Source organism: Anaerobacillus alkalidiazotrophicus (assembly GCF_001866055.1).
On the sequence record NZ_MLQS01000017.1, the window covers coordinates 89,081 to 111,973 of the forward strand.

Consider the following 22,893-nt stretch of genomic DNA (forward strand, 5'->3'; position numbering starts at 1 on the left):
TCATATTTTATTTTTTAAAAATGAAAGCGATTAATTTTAAGGGGGAAAAACCTATGAAAAAAATATTCACAACGATTATGTCATTTTCTATTGCAGCAGCTTTATTAGTTGGATGTGGTGCCGGTGATACACAACAAGAAGGTGCAAGTGGTGCAGATGGAACGGTTAATTTAGAATTCTTTCAGTTTAAACAAGAAGCGGTTGGTACATTTGATACTTTGATTAAAAAGTTTGAAGAGGAAAATCCGAATATTAAAATTACTCAAAATAATGTTCCTGAGTCAGATACGGTATTAATGTCTCGATTAACTCAAAACGATGTCCCGGAGATTATGAGTATTAATGGGAACGTGACTTATGGAGAGTTAGCTAGGGCAGGAGTACTGTATGATTTTACTGAAAATGAAAATGTAGATAGAATCATTCCATCTTATTTTGAAATGATCGGTAGAATTACTGGTTCTGATCGAATTCATGGATTACCACATTCTGCAAATGCAAACACAGTTTTATACAATAAAACAAAATTTGAGGAGCTTGGTTTAGAAATCCCGACTACATGGGATGAATTGATGGAAATAGCTGAAGAAATCGAAGCCGCTGGAGAAACACCATTCTTTTCAACATATGGTGAATCTTGGACGGTACTTCCACCATGGAATGCATTAGCATCAAATTTACATGGAGACGATTTCTTTGACAAACTTGCTGCTGGTGAAACTACTTTTTCAGAGCGTTACCGTGAAGTTGCTGAAAAAATGTTAACGCTATTAGACTACACAGATAACGATGTTTTTGGTTCGAATTATGGTTTAGGAAATGCCGCTTTTGCCAATGGTGAGTCTGTTATGTACATGCAAGGAATTTGGGCAATTGGTCAAATTAAAGATGCTAACCCAGATATTGAAGTTGGTGCATTTGCCCTTCCAGCAACAAATGATCCAGATGCAAATCGTCTAGTTTCAGGTGTAGATATCCTACTTACAATGTCAGCTGATGCAAAACACCCTGAAGAAGCAAAGAAGTTTATTGATTTCCTTTTAGAAGAAGAAAATATGCAATACTATATTGATCAACAAAAACTGTTTTCAGCTGTAGAAGGTGTTATTCAAGAAGATCCGACAGTAGTTGATTTACGTCCTAACTTTGAAGAAGGTAGAATTACTAGCTTCGCTGACCACTACTACTTTCCAGGTATGGGCTTTGATAACTTAATACAAGAGTTGTTAATTAATAAGGATGTCGATAGCTTCCTACAAACCTTAGATAACGAATACGACAAAGTAAAAGCACGTCAATAGTTTAAGCGTAGAGGGGGAAGAACCTTTCCCCTTCTTATAAAAATGTTTTACTTCTACTTTAAGAATTCCTAACTTGTACATGAAAGAATGAACATGAATGTTATGGCCTTAAGGTAGAAGTAAAACTAAAGTCAATAAAATGAAAGTTTATAAGAATTTTTATTACTAAAGGAGAGGCTACAGTATGAATAATAAAAAATCCTCAACTGTTTACTTACTCATGGTTCTTCCAGCATTAATTCTCTTTTTTGCCTTTCATACGTTCCCTGTTTTACAAGGTGTATTTTACAGTTTTACAAACTGGAGAGGGTATGGGGACTGGGAGTTTGTTGGATTTAGAAACTATTTTCACGTATTTAAAGATGGAAGGGCGTTGGATGCTTATTTCTTTACAATTAAGTTTGCGATCGTTTCAACCGTTTTAGTTAATATTATTAGTCTTTTGATTGCATTAGGATTAAATGCAAAAATTAAGTTTAAAAGTGCTTTACGTGCTGTATATTTCATGCCGAATATTTTAAGTATCTTAATTGTCGGATTTATCTTTAATTATATTTTATCTATTTTTGTACCAACAATTGCACAAAATTTAGGAATTACTTTTTTAGCATCTAGTATTCTAGGTAATCCAGATTTAGCTTGGGTTGGGGTAGTTATTGTAGCGGTATGGCAAGCGGCGGCATTTAATACCATTTTATATTTAGCTGGACTTAGTACAATTTCAGATGATTTATATGAGGCTTCTAATTTAGATGGGGCAAACAAATGGCAGGAATTTTGGAAAATTACATTCCCATTAATTGCGCCGTTCTTTACCATAAATATGGTTTTAGCGATGAAAAACTTCCTAATGGTATTTGATCACATTATGGGTCTTACTGGTGGTGGTCCTGGTAGAGCAACAGAATCGATTTCCATTTTAATTTATCGTAGTGGATTTACAGGTGGAGAATTTGCTTACCAGTCAGCAAATGCAGTCATCTACTTTATCGTCATCGTAGGATTTTCAGTCTTTCAAATTCGTCAATTACAGAAAAGGGAGGTTGAGATGTAATGAATCGTAATGGCATCAATTGGAAAGTTACAACTCTCTTAATCATAGGAACCATTCTCATTCTTTTTCCAATATATATTACAGTCGTTAATGCTTTTAAAACACCACAAGAAACAGCTCAATCGATCTTAGCACTACCGAGTCAGTTAAATTTTGCAAACTTTACAACTGCAATTGAAATGACTAATTTCTTTAATGCGTTTAAAAACAGTTTCTATATTACATTTTTTGCGGTCGTTTTTACGCTTCTAACCAATTCAATGGTTGCATATGCAATTGCGAGAAATCAACATAAAAAAACGTTTAAGTTTTTGTATTACTATTTTGTAAGTGCTTTGTTTGTACCGTTTCCAATCATCATGTTACCGATTGTAAAACAAATGAGTGCGATTAATTTAACAAATCCAACAGGTTTGATTTTTCTTTATATCGTATACGGGTTGGCATTTAACGTCTTCTTATATGTAGGATACATCAAAGCTATCCCGAAAGAACTTGAGGAAGCAGCGATTGTAGATGGATGTAGTAGATGGGGAGTATTTTGGAGAATTATTTTCCCGCTACTCGCACCAATGAATGCCACAGTTGGAATATTTACAGCATTATGGGCTTGGAATGATTTCCTATTGCCATTAGTTATCTTAAGTGATAGAAGTCACCACACATTGCCGCTAGTTCAATACGTATTCCAATCACAATTTGGCACAAATTTCAACCTAGCGTTTGCGTCTTATTTATTAGCGTTGTTACCGATGATTATCGTTTATCTATTTGCACAAAAATGGATCATTAGTGGAGTGACAAAAGGAGCAATTAAATAAAAAAAGAGGAGGATATTATGGGTATAACTTTCGATACACAAACCAAAACATTTCATTTAACAGCAAAAAATACGAGCTATATCATGAAAGTATTAGGCGAAGGATATTTAGTTCATCAATATTGGGGTAAAAAAATTAAACAATATAACCATGCAAATAAAGTAAGATTTCTAGATCGTGGTTTTTCAGCGAATCCGGCGCCCGCTACTGATAGAACCTTTTCCTTGGATACTCTTCCTCAAGAGTATCCAGGCTATGGAAATACCGATTTTCGTTCGCCTGCCTATCAAATTCAATTAGAAAATGGTAGTACAGTAACAGATCTTCGTTACGTATCACACAATATCATAAAAGGAAAACCGAAATTAGAGGGCCTACCAGCAACTTATGTTGTTAGTGATGATGAGGCTGACACGTTAGAATTAATTCTTGAAGATCAATTAATTGGTTTAAAAGTAATCTTATCTTATACAACGTTTCAAAATTATGATGTTATTACGCGCTCTGTACGTCTTGAAAATGGAGGAGATCAAGATCTAAAGCTATTAAAAGTAGCTAGTATGAATGTCGATTTTCAAGACTCCGAGTATGATTTAATCACTCTTTACGGAGCTCATGTAAGAGAAAGACATATTGAAAGAACAAGACTTCGAAATGGGGTTCAATCGATTGAAAGTCGTCGGGGCACGAGTAGTCACCAACAAAATCCGTTTATGGCATTAGTTCGAAAAGATACAAATGAAGATTATGGTGATGCATATGGCTTCAACTTCGTATATAGTGGAAATTTTCTAGCATCAGTAGAAGTAGATCAAATCTTTACTTCTCGTGTAACTGTAGGAATTAACCCATTTGATTTTTCTTGGCTCCTACAACCTGGTCAAACGTTCCAAGCGCCAGAAGTGGTCATGGTTTACTCATCAAATGGATTAGGGGACATGTCTAGAACCTTCCATAAGCTTTATCGTGAGCGTTTATGTCGTGGTGAATTTAAAGAAAAAGAACGTCCAATCTTAATTAATAACTGGGAAGCAACTTACTTTGATTTTAATGAAGAAAAAATCAAAGACCTCGCTAAAAAAGGGAAAGACCTTGGAATGGAACTATTTGTTTTAGATGATGGGTGGTTCGGTAAACGTGATGATGATCGTACGTCGCTAGGTGATTGGTTTGTCGATAAAAACAAACTTCCAAATGGACTAGATGCACTTGCATCTGACATTACGGAAACAAATATGGAGTTCGGTCTATGGTTTGAACCAGAAATGATTTCTGAAAAAAGTGAACTGTTTAAAAAACATCCTGATTGGTGCATCCATGTACCAAATCGAAAACTTTCAGAAGGAAGAAATCAGTTAATCTTAGATTTCTCAAGAAAAGGAGTTTGTGATGAAATTGTTGCGATGATGACAGAAATTCTATCAAATTCGCCAATCACATACGTGAAGTGGGATATGAATCGTCATATGACTGAGGCAGGGTCAGCAGCTTTACCACCAGAAAGACAAAGAGAAGTAGCTCACCGTTTTATGCTAGGTGTGTATCAAGTAATGGAAGAGCTAACAATGAAATTTCCACATATATTATTTGAAAGTTGTTCAGGTGGTGGTGGTCGTTTTGATCCAGGAATGTTGTATTACATGCCACAAACATGGACGAGCGATAATACCGATGCCATTTCTCGTTTGAAAATTCAATATGGAACTAGTTTAGTGTATCCGATCAGTTCAATGGGATCACATGTATCTGATGTTCCTAATCATCAAGTACAGCGGATTACATCGTTAGATATTCGAGGTCATGTAGCGATGTCAGGAAACTTAGGCTATGAACTTGATCTAACAAAACTTTCTGAAGAAGAACAAGAAATCGTGAAAGAACAAGTGAATTTCTATAAAGAAATTCGTCCGGTTATCCAATTTGGTGATTTTTATCGAATTTCTAGCCCGTTTGAAGGGAACGAAACAGCTTGGACATTTGTTTCCGAGGGTAAAAACAAAGCTGTATTTGCCCATTTCAAAGTATTAGACGAAGCAAACATGCCATTTATAACGGTGAAGCTTAAAGGGTTAGATCCAAACAAAAAATATACAGTTGTTGAACTTGGAGAGTCTTACTATGGTGAGGAATTAATGAATGTAGGTATAAACATTCCTTATAGACAAGGTGATTTCCAAAGTGTCATGTGGAGATTGTATGCTGAATAACATTTAATTATAGAGCCAACATTGTAGAGAAGCGATGTTGGCTTTATTTCGGTATATTTTTACCATACTACCTAACTGTCAGGTATAGTACATCCTCTTTACTTAATAAAATGTAAAATAAAGTAGAAGGGAGATGGCCTCATGAAAGTTGACGGTGTCTTTGAAGGTGGTGGGATTAAAGGCCTAGCTCATATAGGTGCAATTTCTGTATTTGAAGAAGAGGGTTACAAATGGGAACGGCTTGCAGGAACTTCAGCTGGCTCAATCGTAGCAGCTTTACTAGCAGTGGGGTATAGTTCTTCAGAAATAAAAGACTTAATGATCAAATTTCCGTTCGAAGAGATTGAACAAAAAACATGGCTTAGTAAAATCCCACTAGTTGGTCCAATGGTAAGTTTAACATTCAAAAATGGGATATATAAGTTAACGGTTTTGGAAAAATGGATGGAACAAGCGTTAAAAAAGAAAGGGAAAACGACATTTGGTGATTTGCCAGAAGGGAAGCTGAAAATTGTCATTGCGGATATTTCTAGAAACAGAATGACGATCTTACCTGACGATCTCCCGTTTTATGGAATAGATCCAGACACTTTTCCGATTTCCAAAGCTGTAAAGATGAGTAGTTCAATCCCGTTCTTTTTTGTACCAGAGGAAATAAAGGGTTATACAATTGTTGATGGTGGGATTCTTAGTAATTATCCAATTTGGATTTTTGATATTGAAGGAATACCACGTTGGCCAACGATTGGTTATCGATTGTCTGGGCCTAAATTATTGAATGAAAAGACCAAAATTAGAGGACCAGTGACAAAAGCTTTAGCAATCATCCGTACGATGCTTGAGGCTCATGATAAACAGTATATTGAAAAGGATGGCGCGGTTCGAACCGTTTTTATTTCAAAAATTGAAGTTGGTGCTACAGATTTTCGAATTTCAAAAAAACAAAAACTTCACTTAGTAGAATTGGGAAGGAAGTCGGCGCAGGAGTTTTTAAAAGAATGGGACTTTCAACAGTATATTAAGGATTATCGTACTAAGTAAAGACGCTGTTTTGGTTGTATTACGTAGAAAAAGAGAAACGCGCATAAGAGAGGTGTTATCGCGCATAAATAGAAAGAAAACCGAGCAAAAGCGAATGGCAATTTGTTTTTGATCGGTTCAGTTGACCAAGTACTCTATTAATTTACAGAATGATCTCATTTTAGAAATATCTGCTTGATGTCGATATCCGCTAAATCATCACAAAAACAATCTACTTCAGTATTTGCGAAGACTTGTCCGACAGAGCGATAATCATCACCATTGCTAAAAATAATGATGAAATTTATTCATGCATCATCATTCTCCCAATATTTATTTACATGTGCTACTACTATACTATATCTTATCAGCGTTTCCGGTGAATAAACTGAAAATTATATCTTTTATGACTAATGTAATGGGTGAAACCATAGATATGCAACTTATTCAAGAAACGAAGAGCTTTAGTGTAATAAGCGATGTTGTTTTATATTAACTCTATCGGACAAGAGAGCCGTTATTTGTGAACAAAGGGGTATTTTAGAATGGGTAACGGACACCAGGTTCGTTATCTACTAAATTTAGTACCAAACATAGCAGATTTTCGTGAAATAACGTACCTCATGTCCGATAGCTCCAAAAATTTGCTCAAATCGGTAAAATAAGGTCTTCTGTGTCCGTTAGCAGAGTAATAAATGAAGCATTAGTTAACAAAAGTATTTGCTGGTGAAGCCGACAATGCTTGCGGTGCAATTGGGACTTCTATTTTATCAGAAGGGAAAACCTTTTGTAGTATCGGAACTTAGGTGTAGTTCTTATGAAGAAACAAAAGATCGTGATTTTGCTGGCAAAGTCCATTATTTTAACCATGGGCAAGAAAATGCATTTTACATGATGGGAGTAAGGTTAGCAGCAGGTTATAGTTTAAGTTGGTTTCAAGATACATTTGCCTCCAATGAGGCGTTTGATTCTCTGTTAGAGGGACTTGGTGAAGTGCCAATCGGGGCAAATGGGCTTCTTTTCACACCATATTTAGTGGGAGAGAGAACACCATACGCTGATGCCACGATTCGCGCAAGCTTTATTGGGATGGACGCTTCTCATAAACGTATTGATTTTGCAAGAGCAGTAATAGAAGGAATTACGTTCTCACTAAATGAATCGATCGAAATTTTTAGAGAGAGTGGTAAGACTATCGATACAATCATTTCTATCGGTGGTGGTGCAAAGAATGAGACTTGGCTACAAATACAAGCAGATGTCTTTAATGCTAAAATTGTGAAGCTATCTAGCGAGCAAGGCCCAGCAGTAGGTGCTTCAATGTTAGCGGCTTACGGAGCTGGTTGGTTCGGTTCATTACAAGAATGTGCCAGTATCTTTACGGCAGAAGAAAATGTTTATGAGCCGATTTTAGAAAACGTTGAAAGGTATCAAGAACTTAATAAATGGTATAAAGAGGTTTATAAACAAACAAAAGAAATAAATGAGGGCTTAAAGAGCTTCCGTAAAAGATAATTTGCTTTTACAAATGAAAATATTGTTAGTAAGGATGAAACTAGTATGTGCGTGTTAATCAAAACTGATTTGTATTTCAGGGTCATAGTCCCCTACCTTTAAGCGTAGCGTAGGTGGGAACTTCCATTCAAGTGGAGTTGAGACTCCATCTGAATTTCCGATGTTCTAGCGAAGCTAGAACGAGTTCACTCAGTTATTCTTAATCAACGAAAAGCGCTCAATTGTGAGCTGAGCGCTTTTCGTGTAAAAGATTAATTTTTGTATATAAAAGCCTTGAGTATTCTGCATATAAAGATAAGGTAAGATTTTTGGTAGTTTATTAAACTAGCAATTTATTGCAGTGAGGACATAGTGATTTTGTGTAACCTTTTGGTATTACATGTTGACAGTTTTTACAAATTATTTCTGGACCTTCTTCAACATTAGAGCTAGACTTCTTAGTTCTTGTGTACAGTACAGAAAACACAAAAATTATGGCTATGAGTAGAATAATTCCTATCCATGTTGACACGAAATCGCCTCCTTAGAAGTAAGTGGTCTTACACTTTATCATACTCATTTGTAACCTGCTTTTAGAACTACAATATTTTAACAAAATAAGGATCTAAGATTTTTAATAAATTAATTAATGAATATAATTGAAATCCTAATCCCTTTAATCCATCGATCTTAACTAAATCTAGTTGAGATTGTACCGAGTTAGTTCGATATAAAATCTTAGTTACGTAAAATCTGCATTTTGAAAATCATTTATGGAAACAAGACTTTTTAACTATAAAAATTTTGGGGTAATTTTTATGAAATTTTTCATTGATACAGCTAACCTTGAAGACATAATTAAAGCTAATAAAATTGGTGTTTTATCAGGCGTTACAACTAATCCTTCCTTAGTAGCAAAAGAAGGAGTTAAATTCGAAGACCGTATTGAGGAAATTTGCCAATCAGTACCTGAAGTTGAATCTGTTTCTGCAGAAGTTACTCCAGATGCTGTAACGGCTAAAGAAATGATCGCACAAGCAGAAGAGCTTATAAAAATTAATGGTGGAGACGATAAAATAACGATAAAACTTCCTATGACAATTGATGGGTTGGAAGCTTGTCGTTACCTTTCAAAAAAGGGTGTAAAAACAAACGTTACATTAATCTTCACTGTAAACCAAGCATTATTAGCTGCCCGAGCAGGAGCTACATATGTATCTCCATTTTCAGGGAGATTAGATGACATTTCTGAAGACGGAGTTCAATTAGTCTCCAAAATTGCGGAATTATTCCGAGTTCATCAACTAGATGCACAAATTATTGCCGCTTCCGTTCGTCACCCAGATCATGTAACTCGTGTGGCATTGGTAGGTGCTCATATTGCAAATATTCCTTATTCTGTAATAGACCAGTTATCAAAACATCCACTGACGGATGAAGGACTTGAGAAATTTGCGACTGATTGGAAAAAGAGTATTTAAGAAATTGTTTTTATGATGTGTTAAATGTTTCTGATGCAATTATTTGGTGAGTAAGGTGTTTTAAAGCTTTGTAAAACACCTTACTTTTTTCTAATACACACAAAAAGTATGAAAAGCTATCTGACTAAATACTGGAAAGTATAATTAATATTATATAAGATTAAGTTAAGAAAAAACATTTTCACAAGGTATAAGGATTATAGGATAAGAGAATAATAATTAAAAACTTATTCATGAAGGAGGTATTTTATTATGAAACAATATATCTTTTTCTACAATATAGCCCATAATACCAACCAACATAAAGAATATAAAATTGAGGCAAACGGGATGATGGATGCCCTATTTAAGGCAAAAAAGATCAAAGATCAAATTGAGGCAGAAACTTTAACTAACGTTAAGTTACAGTTTAAGGGTATTGTTTATTAGATCCAGAACTAAATCATTATTCTCGGTTTCTTTCAATGAATAACCAGTGTGTTTCGTTTTTTAAAACTAACACACTGGCTATTTTTTATTACAAGATATCAAGGTTTGCATAAAGATAAAAATAATAGCCTCTCTGATTAAACGAAAAACTCATAGGGGAGTTTTATTGTGTCTTGAAAAAGAGGGCATAACCAATGATTGTAAGAGAGCTTTTCTTATCTGGACATTACTTTTTATTACAACAATGGAAACCTATGCATTGGAAATACTTAGTAAAGGTATTTTCTTGAACTTTACTAACTTTGAAAAAATGATTTAAGAATCTCAAAAAATAGTATAATATCTAATTGAGTATTTCCCATTTGGTAATTAATGAACGATTTTAACACCTGGGAAAGAAGCAATCGTGGCAACTGTTAAAAGTAAAATGAGAGAATTTCAATCAAGTAACAAAGCATAAGGATTATGGCGATGTCTTACTATAAGACATCCCTTTTCATTATCAAAATGATACTAGGTAAATGAGTTGAAATCCGTTTTTATATCATCATAAAGTATAATAATTTTAGGTAGAAACTAAAAAAACTCTAAAATTATTTCATTTTCATGGTAATATATAATTAAAGAAACGATTTTTTGAAAAAACTAATGAAATCGTTTTCTTTAAAATATATAAAATAATAATTATGAGCTAGGCTTATTTTCGATACAATAAAAGAAATAAATATATATTAAATAATCAGTTCATAATATTGCATCTTAGAACGAAAGTAGGTGAATAAATTTTATGAAAATGAGTGATGTGGCAAAATTAGCAAACGTATCTCCTTCTACTGTCTCACGAGTTCTTACACAGCCAGATATGGTTAGCAAAGAAACAAGAGAGCGAGTGTTAGAGGTTATCAAAAAAGTAAATTATCGACCTCATATTGTTGCAAGACAATTTAGAACAAAGGCAACTAAAATTTTACTTGTAGTAGTTCCAGATATTACAAGCCCGTTTTTTTCAGAAGTACTACGAGGGATAGAGCATGTTGCTATTAATAGTGGTTACCAAGTAATTCTAGGGGATACACAAAATAATATAAATAGGGAAGAAGAATATATTAATTTGCTTCATCAAAAACAAGTTGATGGTATGATTCTCTTGACCGCTCGTATTGATAAAGAAAAACTTGAAGCGATTTCTAATGAATTTCCAATGGTACTTGCCTGTGAATACATGGATGGGCTAAATGTTCCTACTGTATCTATTGATAACGTTAGTAGTGCTAGAAAAGCAACTGAACACTTATTAACGCTTGGTCACAAGAAGATTGGACATATCACAGGCCCAATTAATGTCGTGCTTAGCCGTGACCGACTAAGAGGTTATCAACAAGCGTTACTAAGTCATGATTTAGAGATTGATTCAGCTTATATTCAAGAAGGTGACTTCAGTATCGATTCCGGATATAATCAAATGCTAAAACTATTAGCATTGGAAAGTCCGCCTACTGCTGTTTTTACATTTAATGATGAAATGGCTATTGGGGCAATTAAAGCTGTAAAGGATAGTGGATTAGAGGTTCCGAAAGATATAGCCATCGTTGGCTTTGATAATATTAAAATGTCTTCTTTATATGAGCCGAATATTACTACAATAGACCAACCTAAATATGAAATTGGTATAAAAGCTATGGAATTATTATTAAAGATAATTAATGGTGAAAGTATTCAAAAGAAAAAATTTGTTTTAAAAGATAATTTAATGATTAGAGAATCATGTGGTACAAATGTAAACATTGAAATATCTTGAAAAGGAATAAGTTTTTAGAAAATAGTTTTAAAAAACTGGGAGCTCTTCTTGTAATTTGGGTAGCTTTTAATTGAGTAAATATAATCCCTTTCCATTTTCTCTAAAAATACGGGTAGAAATAGTTGTTTTTTATGGATCAACTAGCTCCTAGTGTTTTCTGAATCTTATTATTCAAACAATCGTTAGAAATGAGAGTGATAAATGAAAAAATAAAATGAAATCGATTCAAAATAACTTTTTAAAAAGCGTTTACAAAGAAACGCAAATGATGTAAAAATAAATCATGTTACAACGTTATATTTTTTCGATTCTTCTGCAATCGATTTCAGATTACTAGAACAGGACATTATACAAATGTTAAATGGGTGCTTGTCTCAACTTTTTTATCATTCTAATTTACTAGACTCAGATCCTGCCATTAGTACTAAAAGTAGTTTCTGGATTAACGCTTGGAAAATTAGGAATTAAAGCCTTACTATTCTCAAATGTCCGTGATGACTTTAAAATTATTCACCTTTCAAAGAATGGTGTTAAGTTTCACGATGCATCCCCTATTATTGGTAAACTTAAGTGAAGCTTCTGATTGGTTACAAGATACTTATAGGAAGCATGTATCCCAGGGATTTCGGTTTAATCGTAACTTATATTATTGCGAAAAAATTAACAAACAAGGGTACTGTTATTAGGAACAGGGACTTTGGCTGGAATTATTTCAAACTCAGGGTTACGAAATGTGTTGATCGATGGAATTGACTTACTTGGTTTACCATCTTACGCACTGGCACCAGTATCAGGTATTTTTATGTCAGCAGCAACTGTTTCAACAACAGCTGGTGCTGCAGTTGCAAGTAGCGTATTTAGTACAACCTTGCTTGAATTAGGAGTTGCTGGACTTGCTGGTGCGGCAATGATTCATGCAGGTGCTACTGTACTAGATCATTTACCACTCGGAAGCTTCTTCCATGCAACAGCGGGTAGCGTTTTGATGAGTTTTCAGGGACGTTTGAAGCTCATCCCTTATGAATCAGTGGTAGGGTTAACAATTGCTATTGTATCAACATTAATTTTCGGTGTCTTTAAGTTGTTTTTATAGAAGGGGGAGTTTTTAATGAAGGTTGTTATTGCACCAGATTCATTTAAAGAGAGTTTAACAGCGTTAGAGGTTGCAAATGCAATTGAAGAAGGTTTAAGTGAATTATTACCAAATGCCAATTATGTTAAGATTCCAATGGCTGATGGTGGTGAGGGAACGGTTCAATCTTTGGTAGATGCTACAGGTGGGTTTATTGAAAAAGTTTCTGTAATTGGTCCATTGGGAAATAAAGTTGAAGCTTTTTATGGTTTGTTAGGCGATGGAAAAACAGCAGCGATTGAAATGGCCTCTGCATCTGGAATTCACTTAGTTCCCTTTGAAAAAAGAAACCCAATGAATACAACTACTTGGGGAACAGGTGAATTAATTATTGAAGCTCTAGACAAAGGTGTGGAAAAAATAATTATTGGTATTGGTGGTAGTGCTACAAATGATGGTGGTGCTGGAATGGTTCAAGCCCTAGGTGGGAAATTATTAGACAATGAAGGAAAGCAAATACCTTTAGGAGGTGCTGGTCTAGAGAAGCTCGCTCGTATTGATGTGTCAACTCTAGATCCTCGTTTGAAAGAGGTAACCATTGAAGTAGCTTGTGATGTTGATAATCCATTAACTGGACCAAAGGGTGCTTCTGCTATTTACGGTCCACAAAAAGGGGCAACGCCAGAGCAAATCGAATTATTGGATGAAAATTTAGCTATTTATGCTAGAATTATTGAACGTGATTTAGGAAAAAGTATCGAACATGTCCCAGGTGCTGGTGCAGCTGGAGGACTGGGAGCAGGATTACTTGCTTTTCTCTCTTCAGAATTAAAAAGAGGTGGAGATTTAGTTATTGAAGCAACAAGGTTAGAAGAGGAAGTTCGTGATGCTGATTTAGTTATTACTGGTGAAGGTGGAATCAATCATCAAACTATTCACGGAAAAACTCCAACGTGTGTAGCTTTAACGGCAAAAAAACATGGTGTCCCGGTAATAGCAATCGCTGGAAGCTTAACGAACGATTACAAAAATGTGTATGATTACGGAATCGACGCTTTGTTTAGTGTCGTACCAGGGATAGTTTCTCTAGAAGAAGCTCTTGAAAAAGGTTATGAAAATGTGAAAAATACGGCACGAAATATTGTAGCGGTCATTAAATTTTTCATAAAAGAATAATAGATGTAACAAAAGCTAATCAAGAGTATATTACTCCTGATTAGCTTTTTTATCCCACTCTTAAGGGGCAAGTAAGACCCCCACCTCAAAACGTAAGAAAATCGAGAAGTTTAGGTGGGGGATAAACTGCCCCTAAAGGTCCGATATAGAATAACTTTCATCAGTGAAGCTGATGATTAGTTATTCTTATGCCCGTGGTATAAGTTGAACTAACAATCAGTGGGGGATGAAGGAAAAACCCCACTGATTGAAGTTCAGCTTTATAGAAATTATAAAATTATGAAGTTTGGAATGATGTCTAGGCACTTGCGCTTCCTCCGAAAATAAAAAAGGTTGAGCTAGAGTATTGTAGGAGGTATGCCGAGGGAGGTTGTGAAAAATTTGAGACCGTCCCCTAAGCATAAAGGTATATGTCAATAATGGCATATACCATCTTCAGCACGTCAACAGCCACCGTTGTGTTTCTTATTGTGATGTTGTTGAAACCTTTCCTTCAAAGGGGACTACTTCCTGTATTTCATCTTCATGAAGAATTAACTTCCGGTTTCGATAAAGTAGGAAACCTGATAAGAAAAATGCTAGAGCGTCAGATATTGGGAATGCCATCCAAACACCATTTACACCGATAAAATGAGGTAATATTAATACTAATGGTATTAAGAATAAAAATTGTCTAGACATTGATAAGATTAACGCTTCTTTTACTTTCCCGAGTGCTTGGAAGATACCCCCACAAACAATAGGAACACCAATGAAGAAGGAAGCCGCAAATAAGATGCGTATTGCATCAGTACCAGAATCAATAACCGTAGGGTCGGATGAGAATATGGTTATAAATAATTTTGGGAAACTCATCATAATGAGAAATATAGCTGTTGCTAAAAGAGTAGCAACCTTTAAACCGAGTAATACGGTTTGTTTTAAACGAGAAAAATTATTTGCACCGAGGTTATAGCCAATAATTGGTTGCATTCCTTGCATAATCCCCAAAAGAGGCATTAACATAAGCATTGAGATCCGTTGAATAATTCCATATAATCCTACGTGAAATTCAGTACCAAAACGAATTAACATTGCGTTAATAGAAATCATCATAATACTTCCAGCAGCTTGCTGCATAAAAGCAGGAAGACCAACAGAAAGTACTTCTTTCATTATTATGAACTTCGGTTTAAGAGTAGTGACCGTAATGGAAAGCGAGCTTTTTCCAGATAAAAAGTATTGAAGTGTAATAATGGCTATTACTGCTTGTGCAAGAAGTGTAGCGTATGCTGCACCACGAATCCCCATCCCAAAGCCTAAAATAAAAATAGCATCTAAAATAATATTTAGTACTGATGAAATAATCATTAAATTCATTGCAAATTTTGCATTTCCTTCAGAACGTACAATACTATTCGTTGAAAAACCAAATGAAAAGAAAAATGTTCCAAGCATTAGTGGAAACATATATTCATATGCATAGTTAAGAATATCTGATGTAGCACCAAACAAAACTAGCGTTGGCTTTAATAAGGTAAAGCCACCAATAAAGCCGATCAGACTAATAAAAAGGATCATTGTTATTATATTTCCAAAGACTTGATTAGCTTCTCCAATTTTTTTGGCGCCTAGCTTTCTAGATATAACGGATGCTCCCCCAACGCCAATTGCAGCTGAAATTGCCATAATAATCATTAGTACAGGAAATGATATAGTTAATCCGGCTACGGCAGAAATGCCTACTGCGTAAGAAATGAAGATGGTGTCTATGACATTATAAAGCGCCATAACAAACATGCCAATGACTGCAGGAACCGATAAATTCCTAAGCAGCTTTGGTATAGGTTCAGTTCCGAGGCGCTCACTTTGAAGTTTTTCTTGCATTATATTATTCTCCTTTTATGAATCTTGTTGGTTCATTACCTATTTTTTGAAATTTTCTGTAATTCTCTTTAACCAAGCCAACAATAATTGCTTTTCTTCATTTGAAAAGCCTTTCATTAGTTCGATTTCCATAGCCTTGGTACTCAACCATAACTTTTCTTCAAGAATTTTTCCTTTTTCTGTTAAGGTAATAATTTTCGAACGTCGATCAGTTTTACTATCATTCTTTTCTATTAACTGCTTTTTCAGCATTGAGTCAATGATTCCATTCATCGTCGACCCTTTAATAAAAAGGCGATTTTGTAATTCAGATTGTAGTTGTTCGCCATAGTTTACTAACATATAAAGTACTTTTGCTTGTGCAACCGTTAAATCATATTCTGATAGCTTGTGATTATAAGTATTTTGGATAAGGTGTGCAGCAACACCGATTTGGTAGCCAACCCTCTCGTCTAAATTTCGAATCATAAAATGTTAGCCTCCTAAGTATTCTATAGATAATAGTAGCAAATAAACAGGCAAGTAAGCAACAGAAGAGTTAGCCCCATAATTATTATTACACTGATAAAATATCCATTATCAGAGCATTAAGTTGCTTGTCTATAAAAGTAGTTTAAAAAATTCTGTAAATAATTCTAGACAGACAAACTATCTATCTATTATAATAAAAATAAGTTTTGCCCTAAGGAAACTTATTTATCTATATACAAAAAATAGATACATGCACAATTTTGTGATAAACACTATAAATTAAGATAAGTGAGTGAATTTCATAGTAGCGAAAATAAGCAATTATGAAATTCATTAAAGTAAAAAAACACTTAAATATTTTACAGTTTTTTGTATAAATACTTGAGTGTTATATATTTTGATAAAATGTTTCCTTGAGGAAAGAAATTTCGTTTGGGGAAAAAGGAGGATTGTTGAACAAATGAAAATTACAAAACGAATATCTTCAACACTAACTGTCTATTATGCTTTGATTGGATTATTGTTGTTAACTTCGTTTTTTGTTATATAAAGATTTGTGAGGAGTGAAAAAATGTTTAGGAAGAAATTTTTAATATTTGTAAGTTTTATTTTTGTGTGTGGTTTATTAATTGTTGGATGTAGTTCAGAAGAAACGGCTAAGTCAGAAGAAGATGGTTTGTTTATTACAACGAGCTTTTCTGTTTTAGGTGATATAATTTCGCAAGTTACTAAAGAGCGTGCTACAGTTAATTATATTGTTCCTGTTGGAGAAGAGCCACATGAATATGAGCCAACCCCAGGAGACTTTAGTAGAATAAGCGACTCGTCTGTTTTTTACGTAAATGGTCTTGATTTAGAAGAATGGTTAGAAAAAGTAATTTCAAATATTTCAGATACAGATATTGTTACTCTTTCTGATGGTGTAACAGAAATCCCGTTGGTTGGTAATAATGAAGCCGATCCACATGCTTGGTTAAGTCCAAAAAATGTAATTATTTATGTAGAAAATTTGGTTGAAGATTTAATTAAAAGAGATCCTGAAGGAGAACTTATTTACCGTGAAAATGCGGAAGCTTACATCGCTGAATTACTAGAACTTGATAATTGGATTGTAGAGCAGTTTGAGCAAATTCCAGTTGAGCATCGTGTTATTATTGTAAGTGAAAATGCTTTTAAATATTTTGGTAAAGATTATGGGTTCCATACGGAAGGAATTTGGGATATTAATTCATTAGAAGAAGGTACACCACAACAATATGCTCGTTTAAGTGATTTTGTTAGAGAAAATAATGTTCCCGCTTTATTTGTAGAGTCTACAATTGACAAACGTTATATGGAAATGATCTCTAATGAAACAGGTGTTGCAATTGCTGGTGAAGTATATACTGATGCAGTTGGAGAAGAAGGTAGCGGTGCCGAAAACTACATCGGTATGATGAAAGAAAATGTAAAAGTGTTTGTTGAAGGATTAAAAAATTAATATTAATTATAGAGGGCTGACACATTTTAGATTGTTGGTCCTTTATATATTTTTATCGAATAATATTTTTCCGAAAAATATTATTCGATAAAAATATATAAATAAAAACCAATCAGGCAAGCATCTGATTGGTTTTTATTAGAATAATCAGTATTTATAAATTTCTAACTTAGAAACTGTCTAGCTCCAGGCGCTTTTCTAGAGAACTTAATTAAAATACACCGATTGAAGCTAAAAATACTATGAAGATTGCGATAGGTGCAAAATACCTTAATATAAAGATCCAAGAATTACCTAGCAATGTATCACCAAAATCAGAAGCTTCAAGAGCATCTGATTTTTTCCAACCCCAACCAACGAATAAAGCGATTAATAACCCGCCAAGTGGGAGGAGAATATTTGATGCAATAAAGTCCATACTATCTAAAATACTAGCCCCAAAGAATGTAATATGTGACCAATTTCCTTGGCTTAGTGAAGAAGGTACTCCAATGATAAAGATAATTCCACCGATAATAATAGTAGTTTTTTGTCTTGTCCAGTTAAACTTACGAATGAAATATGCTACTGCAACTTCTAATAATGAGACGGACGACGAAAGAGCCGCTACTGCTAATAAGAAGAAGAAGACTCCGCCGAATAACGTACCATAAGCCATATTATCAAAAATACTAGGTAATGCGATAAAAACAAGACCTGGTCCTTCGTCAGGTTGAATCCCGAAAGCAAAGACTGCCGGGAAAATCATTAACCCTGCAATTAAAGCAAATACTGTATCTAAGGCTGCAACGCTAGCTGCGGCACCTGGTAACTTTTCTTTTTTAGATAAGTAACTCCCGTACGTAATTAAAGCTCCCATTCCTAAGCTTAAGGAGAAGAATGCTTGTCCAAGTGCTGCCAAGTAAACATTTGGGTCAGAAAGCTTGCTCCAGTCAGGTGTGAATAGAAATGAAAGAGCATCAGACGCACCACCTAATGTTAAACTATACCCAGCAAGTATAATAACAAGAATTGCTAATAGTGGCATTAAAATCTTATTAGTTTTCTCGATTCCTTTTTTTACTCCTACGTACACAATTCCGATAGTTAAAGCCATGAAAAGAAATTGCCATAATAGAGGTTGTAATGGATTTGTAATAAAATTAAGAAACACATCAACGTACTGAGCATCATTTTCAACTGTTATACCTCCAGTTAAATAATGAATGAAGTATCTAACTGTCCAACCTGCTATTACTCCATAGAAAGATAAAATGATAAATGCAGATGCAACACCCATAAAACCAGCAATTACCCAAGGTTTACCAGGCGCTATTTCTTCAAAAGAACCTACTACATCACTTTGAGCTCGTTTACCGATTGTAAACTCTGCCATAACAATTGGAATACCAATGAAAATAATGAAAAAGAAATATATAAGCAAAAATGCAGCTCCGCCATTTTCTCCTGTAACGTATGAAAACCTCCAAATATTTCCTAATCCAACTGCTGACCCCATTGCTGCCAAGATAAAACCTAACCTTGATCCCCACTGTTCACGGTTTGTGTCAATTTGACCCATGTTGTAAATTTCCTCCTTTAAACCGCTAAAATGTTTTTTTGCCATGTAATACTATATCATATTTATCTGATATTTCTATATTTTTTTATAATAAAATTATTTTTTTGAAATAACAAATTATGGACGTGTTCATACTATTGTTTAACAATGTAAAATATAGAAATAAACTCCAAATTGAAAATTTATAAAGTAGTACTGTTTTCGTTTACCTTTTTTAACGGTTGATCCGCTGGTCCTTCTATGACATTGCCATTGATAGAGAAACGCGAGCCGTGACAAGGACAATCCCAAGATTTTTCTCCTTCGTTCCATTCCACTTCACAACCTAAATGAGTACATGATGAATCTACAATGTGTAAATGTCCACTATCATCACGGTAAGCACCACACTTTTTACCATTTATAGTTACATGAGCTCCTTCCCCTTTTTTAACCTCTTTAGGATGCTTGTTTTTAATATCAATTTTGCCTTTGATAAATTGTAGAGTCACATCAGTATTATGTTGAACAAATGTCTTAATCGAAGGGTCACCCTTAAATCTTGATGGAGTAAAAAGAGCTTCGTACGGATGTCCTCCTTTGGTAATTAGATCACATAAAATCATTGCCGCGGCTGTTCCGTTTGTCATACCCCATTTGCGGTAGCCAGTAGCTATAAATATATTTTTATTATTTGATGTTATGGTTCCGATATAAGGAACTTTATCTAACGTATACAAATCTTGTGTAGACCAACGATATTCAATGTCGGTAACTCCAAGAATATTTTCGCCAAATGTAGCTAACGCTTCATAATGTCTCATAGTATTAACCCCATGACCCGTCTTATGACTTTCCCCACCAAGGAGAAGAAGGTTGTTCATACTTCGGACTGATCGTTTTGGAGTATCTAAACTTAAGTACATTCCACCTGGATAAGGTTGTTTATTTTTAAAAGCAACAACATAGGACCGTTCTGCGTACATTCTTGTAAAATAATACCCCCCAGCGTCATAAAAAGGATAGTGGGAACAAGAGATAATCTGTTTACTCGTAATTTTTCTACCATTACGAGTGATTACTTTTGGAGACACTCCTGTTTCTACATCGACAGCTGTTGTATGTTCAAAAATATTGCCACCTTTGTCGATAATCGATTGAACAAGAGGAAGTAAATATTTTAATGGGTGAAACTGCGCTTGTCCTTCCATTAAGATGGCTTTAATCATTGGTAAAGGAAGTGGTGTAGTTTCAACTAGCTTTCCTGTTATATTTAACTTTTCATATGCTTTTGCTTCTTTTTCTAACTTTTTAAGTTCACTTTTTGTATTCGTGTATATGTAGGCATTGTGTTCTTCGAGATTACAGTTTATATTTAGCGTTTGAATTGTATTTTTAATAAATGCCCGAGCTGCATCATTAGATTGGTAATACATTAACGCTTGTTCTACTCCGAAATGTTGGATTATTTCGTCATATATCAGTCCATGTTGTGCTGTTATTTTCGCAGTTGTATGTCCGGTTGTCCCAGATAAAATTCTGCCCGCATCAATTATTGTAACTTTTACCCCATTAAGACTAAGTAAATAGCCTGCTGTAATCCCTGTAATTCCTCCACCTACAATGGTAACATCTGTACTTATGTCCGTTTGTAAGCTTTGAAAATGTGGGATCTCTAAATCATTTTGCCAATATGGTTCTGGTACTTGAGGCCATTTGCAATTCGTCATGTTGTCACTCTCCAAAAATTAATCAATACGTCTATTTTTTCCAAAATAAATAAAATAATGTTATAAAATTCGAATCGATTTTATAGGGAATTTAAAATTAGGGGGGAATGACTTATAGTTTGTAAAAATTAATCTAGGCTTTCTTATTAGTTAATTGGAGGAAATCCAAAATTTACAAAACAGTATCAGTTGGAATGATGGATTTCAAATGATCTCCTGTTCTAAAGCATATTAAATCAATAAAAGTGGGAGAAAAACTAAAAATAATTTTAAGACAATAGTCCTTGCTAATTTAATAGATAAATAATGAATTAGTCATAGTTTTATGAAATAAGATAATCTCTAGTATTAGAGATTAAGGTGTATTTTATTGTTTTGTAAGTCCCATTTTGACAAAAACAAAAGAAATGGTAAGTGAAATATGAAATAATTGTTAAGATTTTGAAAAGTTTAAAAAGAGAAGGGAGAAGCCTAGGAGCCAATGCAAGATCAATTTAACCGAGGATATACTTCACGGAAAAAAAGAAAAAGACAAAAAAATAATTCATCCATTTTTCCTACTATTACTATAATTATTTCCGTTTACTTTTTAGGTGTGTATACAAGTGATTTAATCGCTTCAATAAAAGCAAACTATGAACCTTTAATTAAGCCAGTATTAATTCAAGAGAAAGATGAGAAAGGTGAAGACGTTTCTATAAGTCAAGATGACCATGTTCATACATATACTATTGAAGAAGCAACTCTTGATGAGTTAAATGAAATGAGTCTTGAAGCTTCCGTATTTCTAGAAAGTGTAAAAGATACACCACCTAAACAGAGTGTTGAAAATCAAAAAAATATTAATCACAGTGAAGAAAAAGAAACTGTCAATGCTACAGTTATTAAAACAGAAACAATACTAGAAACGAATAATAGGGAACCAAATTGTAATATCCAACCAGAAGAAGAAACACCTATAGTTAAACCAGTTGCTCAAAAGATAGTCAGTCACGTCGTCCAACCAAAAGAAACATTGTATAGTATTACGATGAAGTATTATTTAGATAGTAGTTATAAAACAAAGGTGGCAAGTTTTAATGGGATTACTAACCCTTCTACTGATATTCATGTTGGGATGAAGCTAGAGCTTCCTGACCCACTGATCTTCGCCTTTCATGAAGTGAAACAAGGAGAAACACTCTTTAGCATTACAATGCAGTATTACCAAGCATCTATATATCTTGATAGACTTGCTACGTATAATAGTATTATAGATCCAACAAAAGATGTAAAACATGGGTTAGTGTTATCAATTCCAAACTTTTCAGTTATAAAGGAGCCTTCCAAACCATCATACAGCATTTTAATTAATAAAGGTGAAAATACACTTATCGTTTACCAAGACAACAAACAAGTGAAGAGGTTTCAGGTTGCTACTGGAAAAAGTCCTTCTCTAACACCTGAAGGAACATTTAAAATTGTAAATAAAATTGAAAAACCTTGGTATATCACTAGTGACATTCCTGGTGGTGACCCAAATAACCCGTTAGGTAGCCACTGGCTTGGTTTAGATGTACCAGGTACGAATGGGTCTACATACGGTATTCATGGTACAAATAACCCAAATTCAGTAGGTAGTTATGTAAGTAAAGGCTGTATTCGTATGCATAATACCGATATTCAATGGCTTTATGATCATATACCAACTAATACAATCGTAATTATTGAAGGAAGTTAATTAGAAAAGCCCAAGCGCCTTGGTCACGAGCGATAGGCGCTGAAGCTAGACAGTTTCCAAGTTTAGAAATTTATCCCACTCTTAAGGGGCAAGTAAGACCCCCAGCACAAAACTTAAGAAAATCGAGAAGTTTAGGTGGGGGATAAACTGCCCTAAAGGTCCGATATAGAATAACTTTCATCAGTGAAGCTGATGATTAGTTATTCTTATGCCCGTGGTATAAGTTGAACTAA

At 34.3% G+C, this 22,893-nt stretch carries 16 protein-coding genes and 2 pseudogenes; 13 read left to right on the plus strand and 5 right to left on the minus strand.

From position 1 onward, the window contains the following. Window positions 1-53: 53 nt before the first annotated feature. From BKP45_RS10865 to BKP45_RS10890, 6 genes and pseudogenes are all read left to right on the plus strand, one after another. Window positions 54-1,301 carry an ABC transporter substrate-binding protein gene (locus tag BKP45_RS10865; protein ID WP_071389712.1) on the plus strand — a complete coding sequence of 416 codons (1,248 nt, stop codon included), beginning with the start codon at window positions 54-56 and terminating at the stop codon, window positions 1,299-1,301. Between the two features lie 184 nt (window positions 1,302-1,485). Next, complete coding sequence (locus tag BKP45_RS10870; RefSeq protein ID WP_071389713.1) at window positions 1,486-2,355, plus strand: carbohydrate ABC transporter permease; 870 nt, start codon at window positions 1,486-1,488, stop codon at window positions 2,353-2,355. After that, window positions 2,355-3,176, plus strand: coding sequence for a carbohydrate ABC transporter permease (locus BKP45_RS10875; RefSeq protein WP_071389714.1), 822 nt, complete (start codon window positions 2,355-2,357; stop codon window positions 3,174-3,176). Before BKP45_RS10870 ends, BKP45_RS10875 begins: the two co-directional genes overlap by 1 nt. Before the next feature lie 17 nt (window positions 3,177-3,193). Then, entirely contained in the window at window positions 3,194-5,383 is a 2,190-nt protein-coding gene (locus tag BKP45_RS10880; protein ID WP_071389715.1) for an alpha-galactosidase, read from the plus strand. 141 nt (window positions 5,384-5,524) lie between these two features. Beyond that, a complete protein-coding gene (locus tag BKP45_RS10885; RefSeq protein ID WP_071389716.1) occupies window positions 5,525-6,424 on the plus strand; it encodes a patatin-like phospholipase family protein in 900 nt (299 codons plus the stop codon). Window positions 6,425-7,113: 689 nt separating this feature from the next. Beyond that, window positions 7,114-7,918 (plus strand): annotated as a pseudogene (locus BKP45_RS10890) (FGGY-family carbohydrate kinase); the annotation flags it as partial. A 319-nt stretch (window positions 7,919-8,237) separates the two neighbouring features. On the opposite strand, the gene BKP45_RS10895 reads toward BKP45_RS10890, so the two are convergent. Beyond that, window positions 8,238-8,429: a hypothetical protein gene (locus BKP45_RS10895; RefSeq protein ID WP_071389717.1), complete on the minus strand. Its 192-nt coding sequence runs from the start codon at window positions 8,427-8,429 to the stop codon at window positions 8,238-8,240. A gap of 286 nt (window positions 8,430-8,715) precedes the next feature. Between BKP45_RS10895 and fsa the strand changes: the two genes are divergently transcribed. The 5 genes and pseudogenes from fsa to BKP45_RS10915 all read left to right on the plus strand — a co-directional run bounded on the left by fsa (window position 8,716) and on the right by BKP45_RS10915 (window position 13,853). Then, window positions 8,716-9,378 carry a fructose-6-phosphate aldolase gene (fsa, locus tag BKP45_RS10900; RefSeq protein WP_071389718.1) on the plus strand — a complete coding sequence of 221 codons (663 nt, stop codon included), beginning with the start codon at window positions 8,716-8,718 and terminating at the stop codon, window positions 9,376-9,378. A 252-nt stretch (window positions 9,379-9,630) separates the two neighbouring features. Beyond that, window positions 9,631-9,807, plus strand: coding sequence for a hypothetical protein (locus BKP45_RS22525; RefSeq protein WP_169823150.1), 177 nt, complete (start codon window positions 9,631-9,633; stop codon window positions 9,805-9,807). Between the two features lie 787 nt (window positions 9,808-10,594). Then, window positions 10,595-11,605, plus strand: coding sequence for a LacI family DNA-binding transcriptional regulator (locus tag BKP45_RS10905; protein ID WP_071389719.1), 1,011 nt, complete (start codon window positions 10,595-10,597; stop codon window positions 11,603-11,605). A gap of 673 nt (window positions 11,606-12,278) precedes the next feature. After that, a pseudogene (locus BKP45_RS10910) lies at window positions 12,279-12,698 on the plus strand (GntP family permease); the annotation flags it as partial. Window positions 12,699-12,713: 15 nt separating this feature from the next. Beyond that, complete coding sequence (locus BKP45_RS10915) at window positions 12,714-13,853, plus strand: glycerate kinase (protein ID WP_071389721.1); 1,140 nt, start codon at window positions 12,714-12,716, stop codon at window positions 13,851-13,853. Between the two features lie 465 nt (window positions 13,854-14,318). Here BKP45_RS10915 and BKP45_RS10920 read toward each other — a convergent pair whose 3' ends face one another. Continuing rightward, complete coding sequence (locus BKP45_RS10920; RefSeq protein WP_071389722.1) at window positions 14,319-15,719, minus strand: MATE family efflux transporter; 1,401 nt, start codon at window positions 15,717-15,719, stop codon at window positions 14,319-14,321. 39 nt (window positions 15,720-15,758) lie between these two features. Next, window positions 15,759-16,187, minus strand: a complete 429-nt coding sequence (locus BKP45_RS10925; protein WP_071389723.1) for a MarR family winged helix-turn-helix transcriptional regulator — start codon at window positions 16,185-16,187, stop codon at window positions 15,759-15,761. A 574-nt stretch (window positions 16,188-16,761) separates the two neighbouring features. On the opposite strand from BKP45_RS10925, the gene BKP45_RS10930 reads away from it, so the two are divergent. Further along, window positions 16,762-17,670 carry a metal ABC transporter substrate-binding protein gene (locus BKP45_RS10930; RefSeq protein ID WP_071389724.1) on the plus strand — a complete coding sequence of 303 codons (909 nt, stop codon included), beginning with the start codon at window positions 16,762-16,764 and terminating at the stop codon, window positions 17,668-17,670. Window positions 17,671-17,881: 211 nt separating this feature from the next. On the opposite strand, the gene BKP45_RS10935 is transcribed toward BKP45_RS10930, so the two are convergent. Continuing rightward, entirely contained in the window at window positions 17,882-19,231 is a 1,350-nt protein-coding gene (locus tag BKP45_RS10935; protein ID WP_071389725.1) for a sodium-dependent transporter, read from the minus strand. 182 nt (window positions 19,232-19,413) lie between these two features. Next, window positions 19,414-20,940: an FAD-dependent oxidoreductase gene (locus BKP45_RS10940; RefSeq protein ID WP_071389726.1), complete on the minus strand. Its 1,527-nt coding sequence runs from the start codon at window positions 20,938-20,940 to the stop codon at window positions 19,414-19,416. Window positions 20,941-21,421: 481 nt separating this feature from the next. On the opposite strand from BKP45_RS10940, the gene BKP45_RS10945 reads away from it, so the two are divergent. Next, window positions 21,422-22,660: a L,D-transpeptidase family protein gene (locus tag BKP45_RS10945; protein ID WP_071389727.1), complete on the plus strand. Its 1,239-nt coding sequence runs from the start codon at window positions 21,422-21,424 to the stop codon at window positions 22,658-22,660. Window positions 22,661-22,893: the final 233 nt, after the last annotated feature.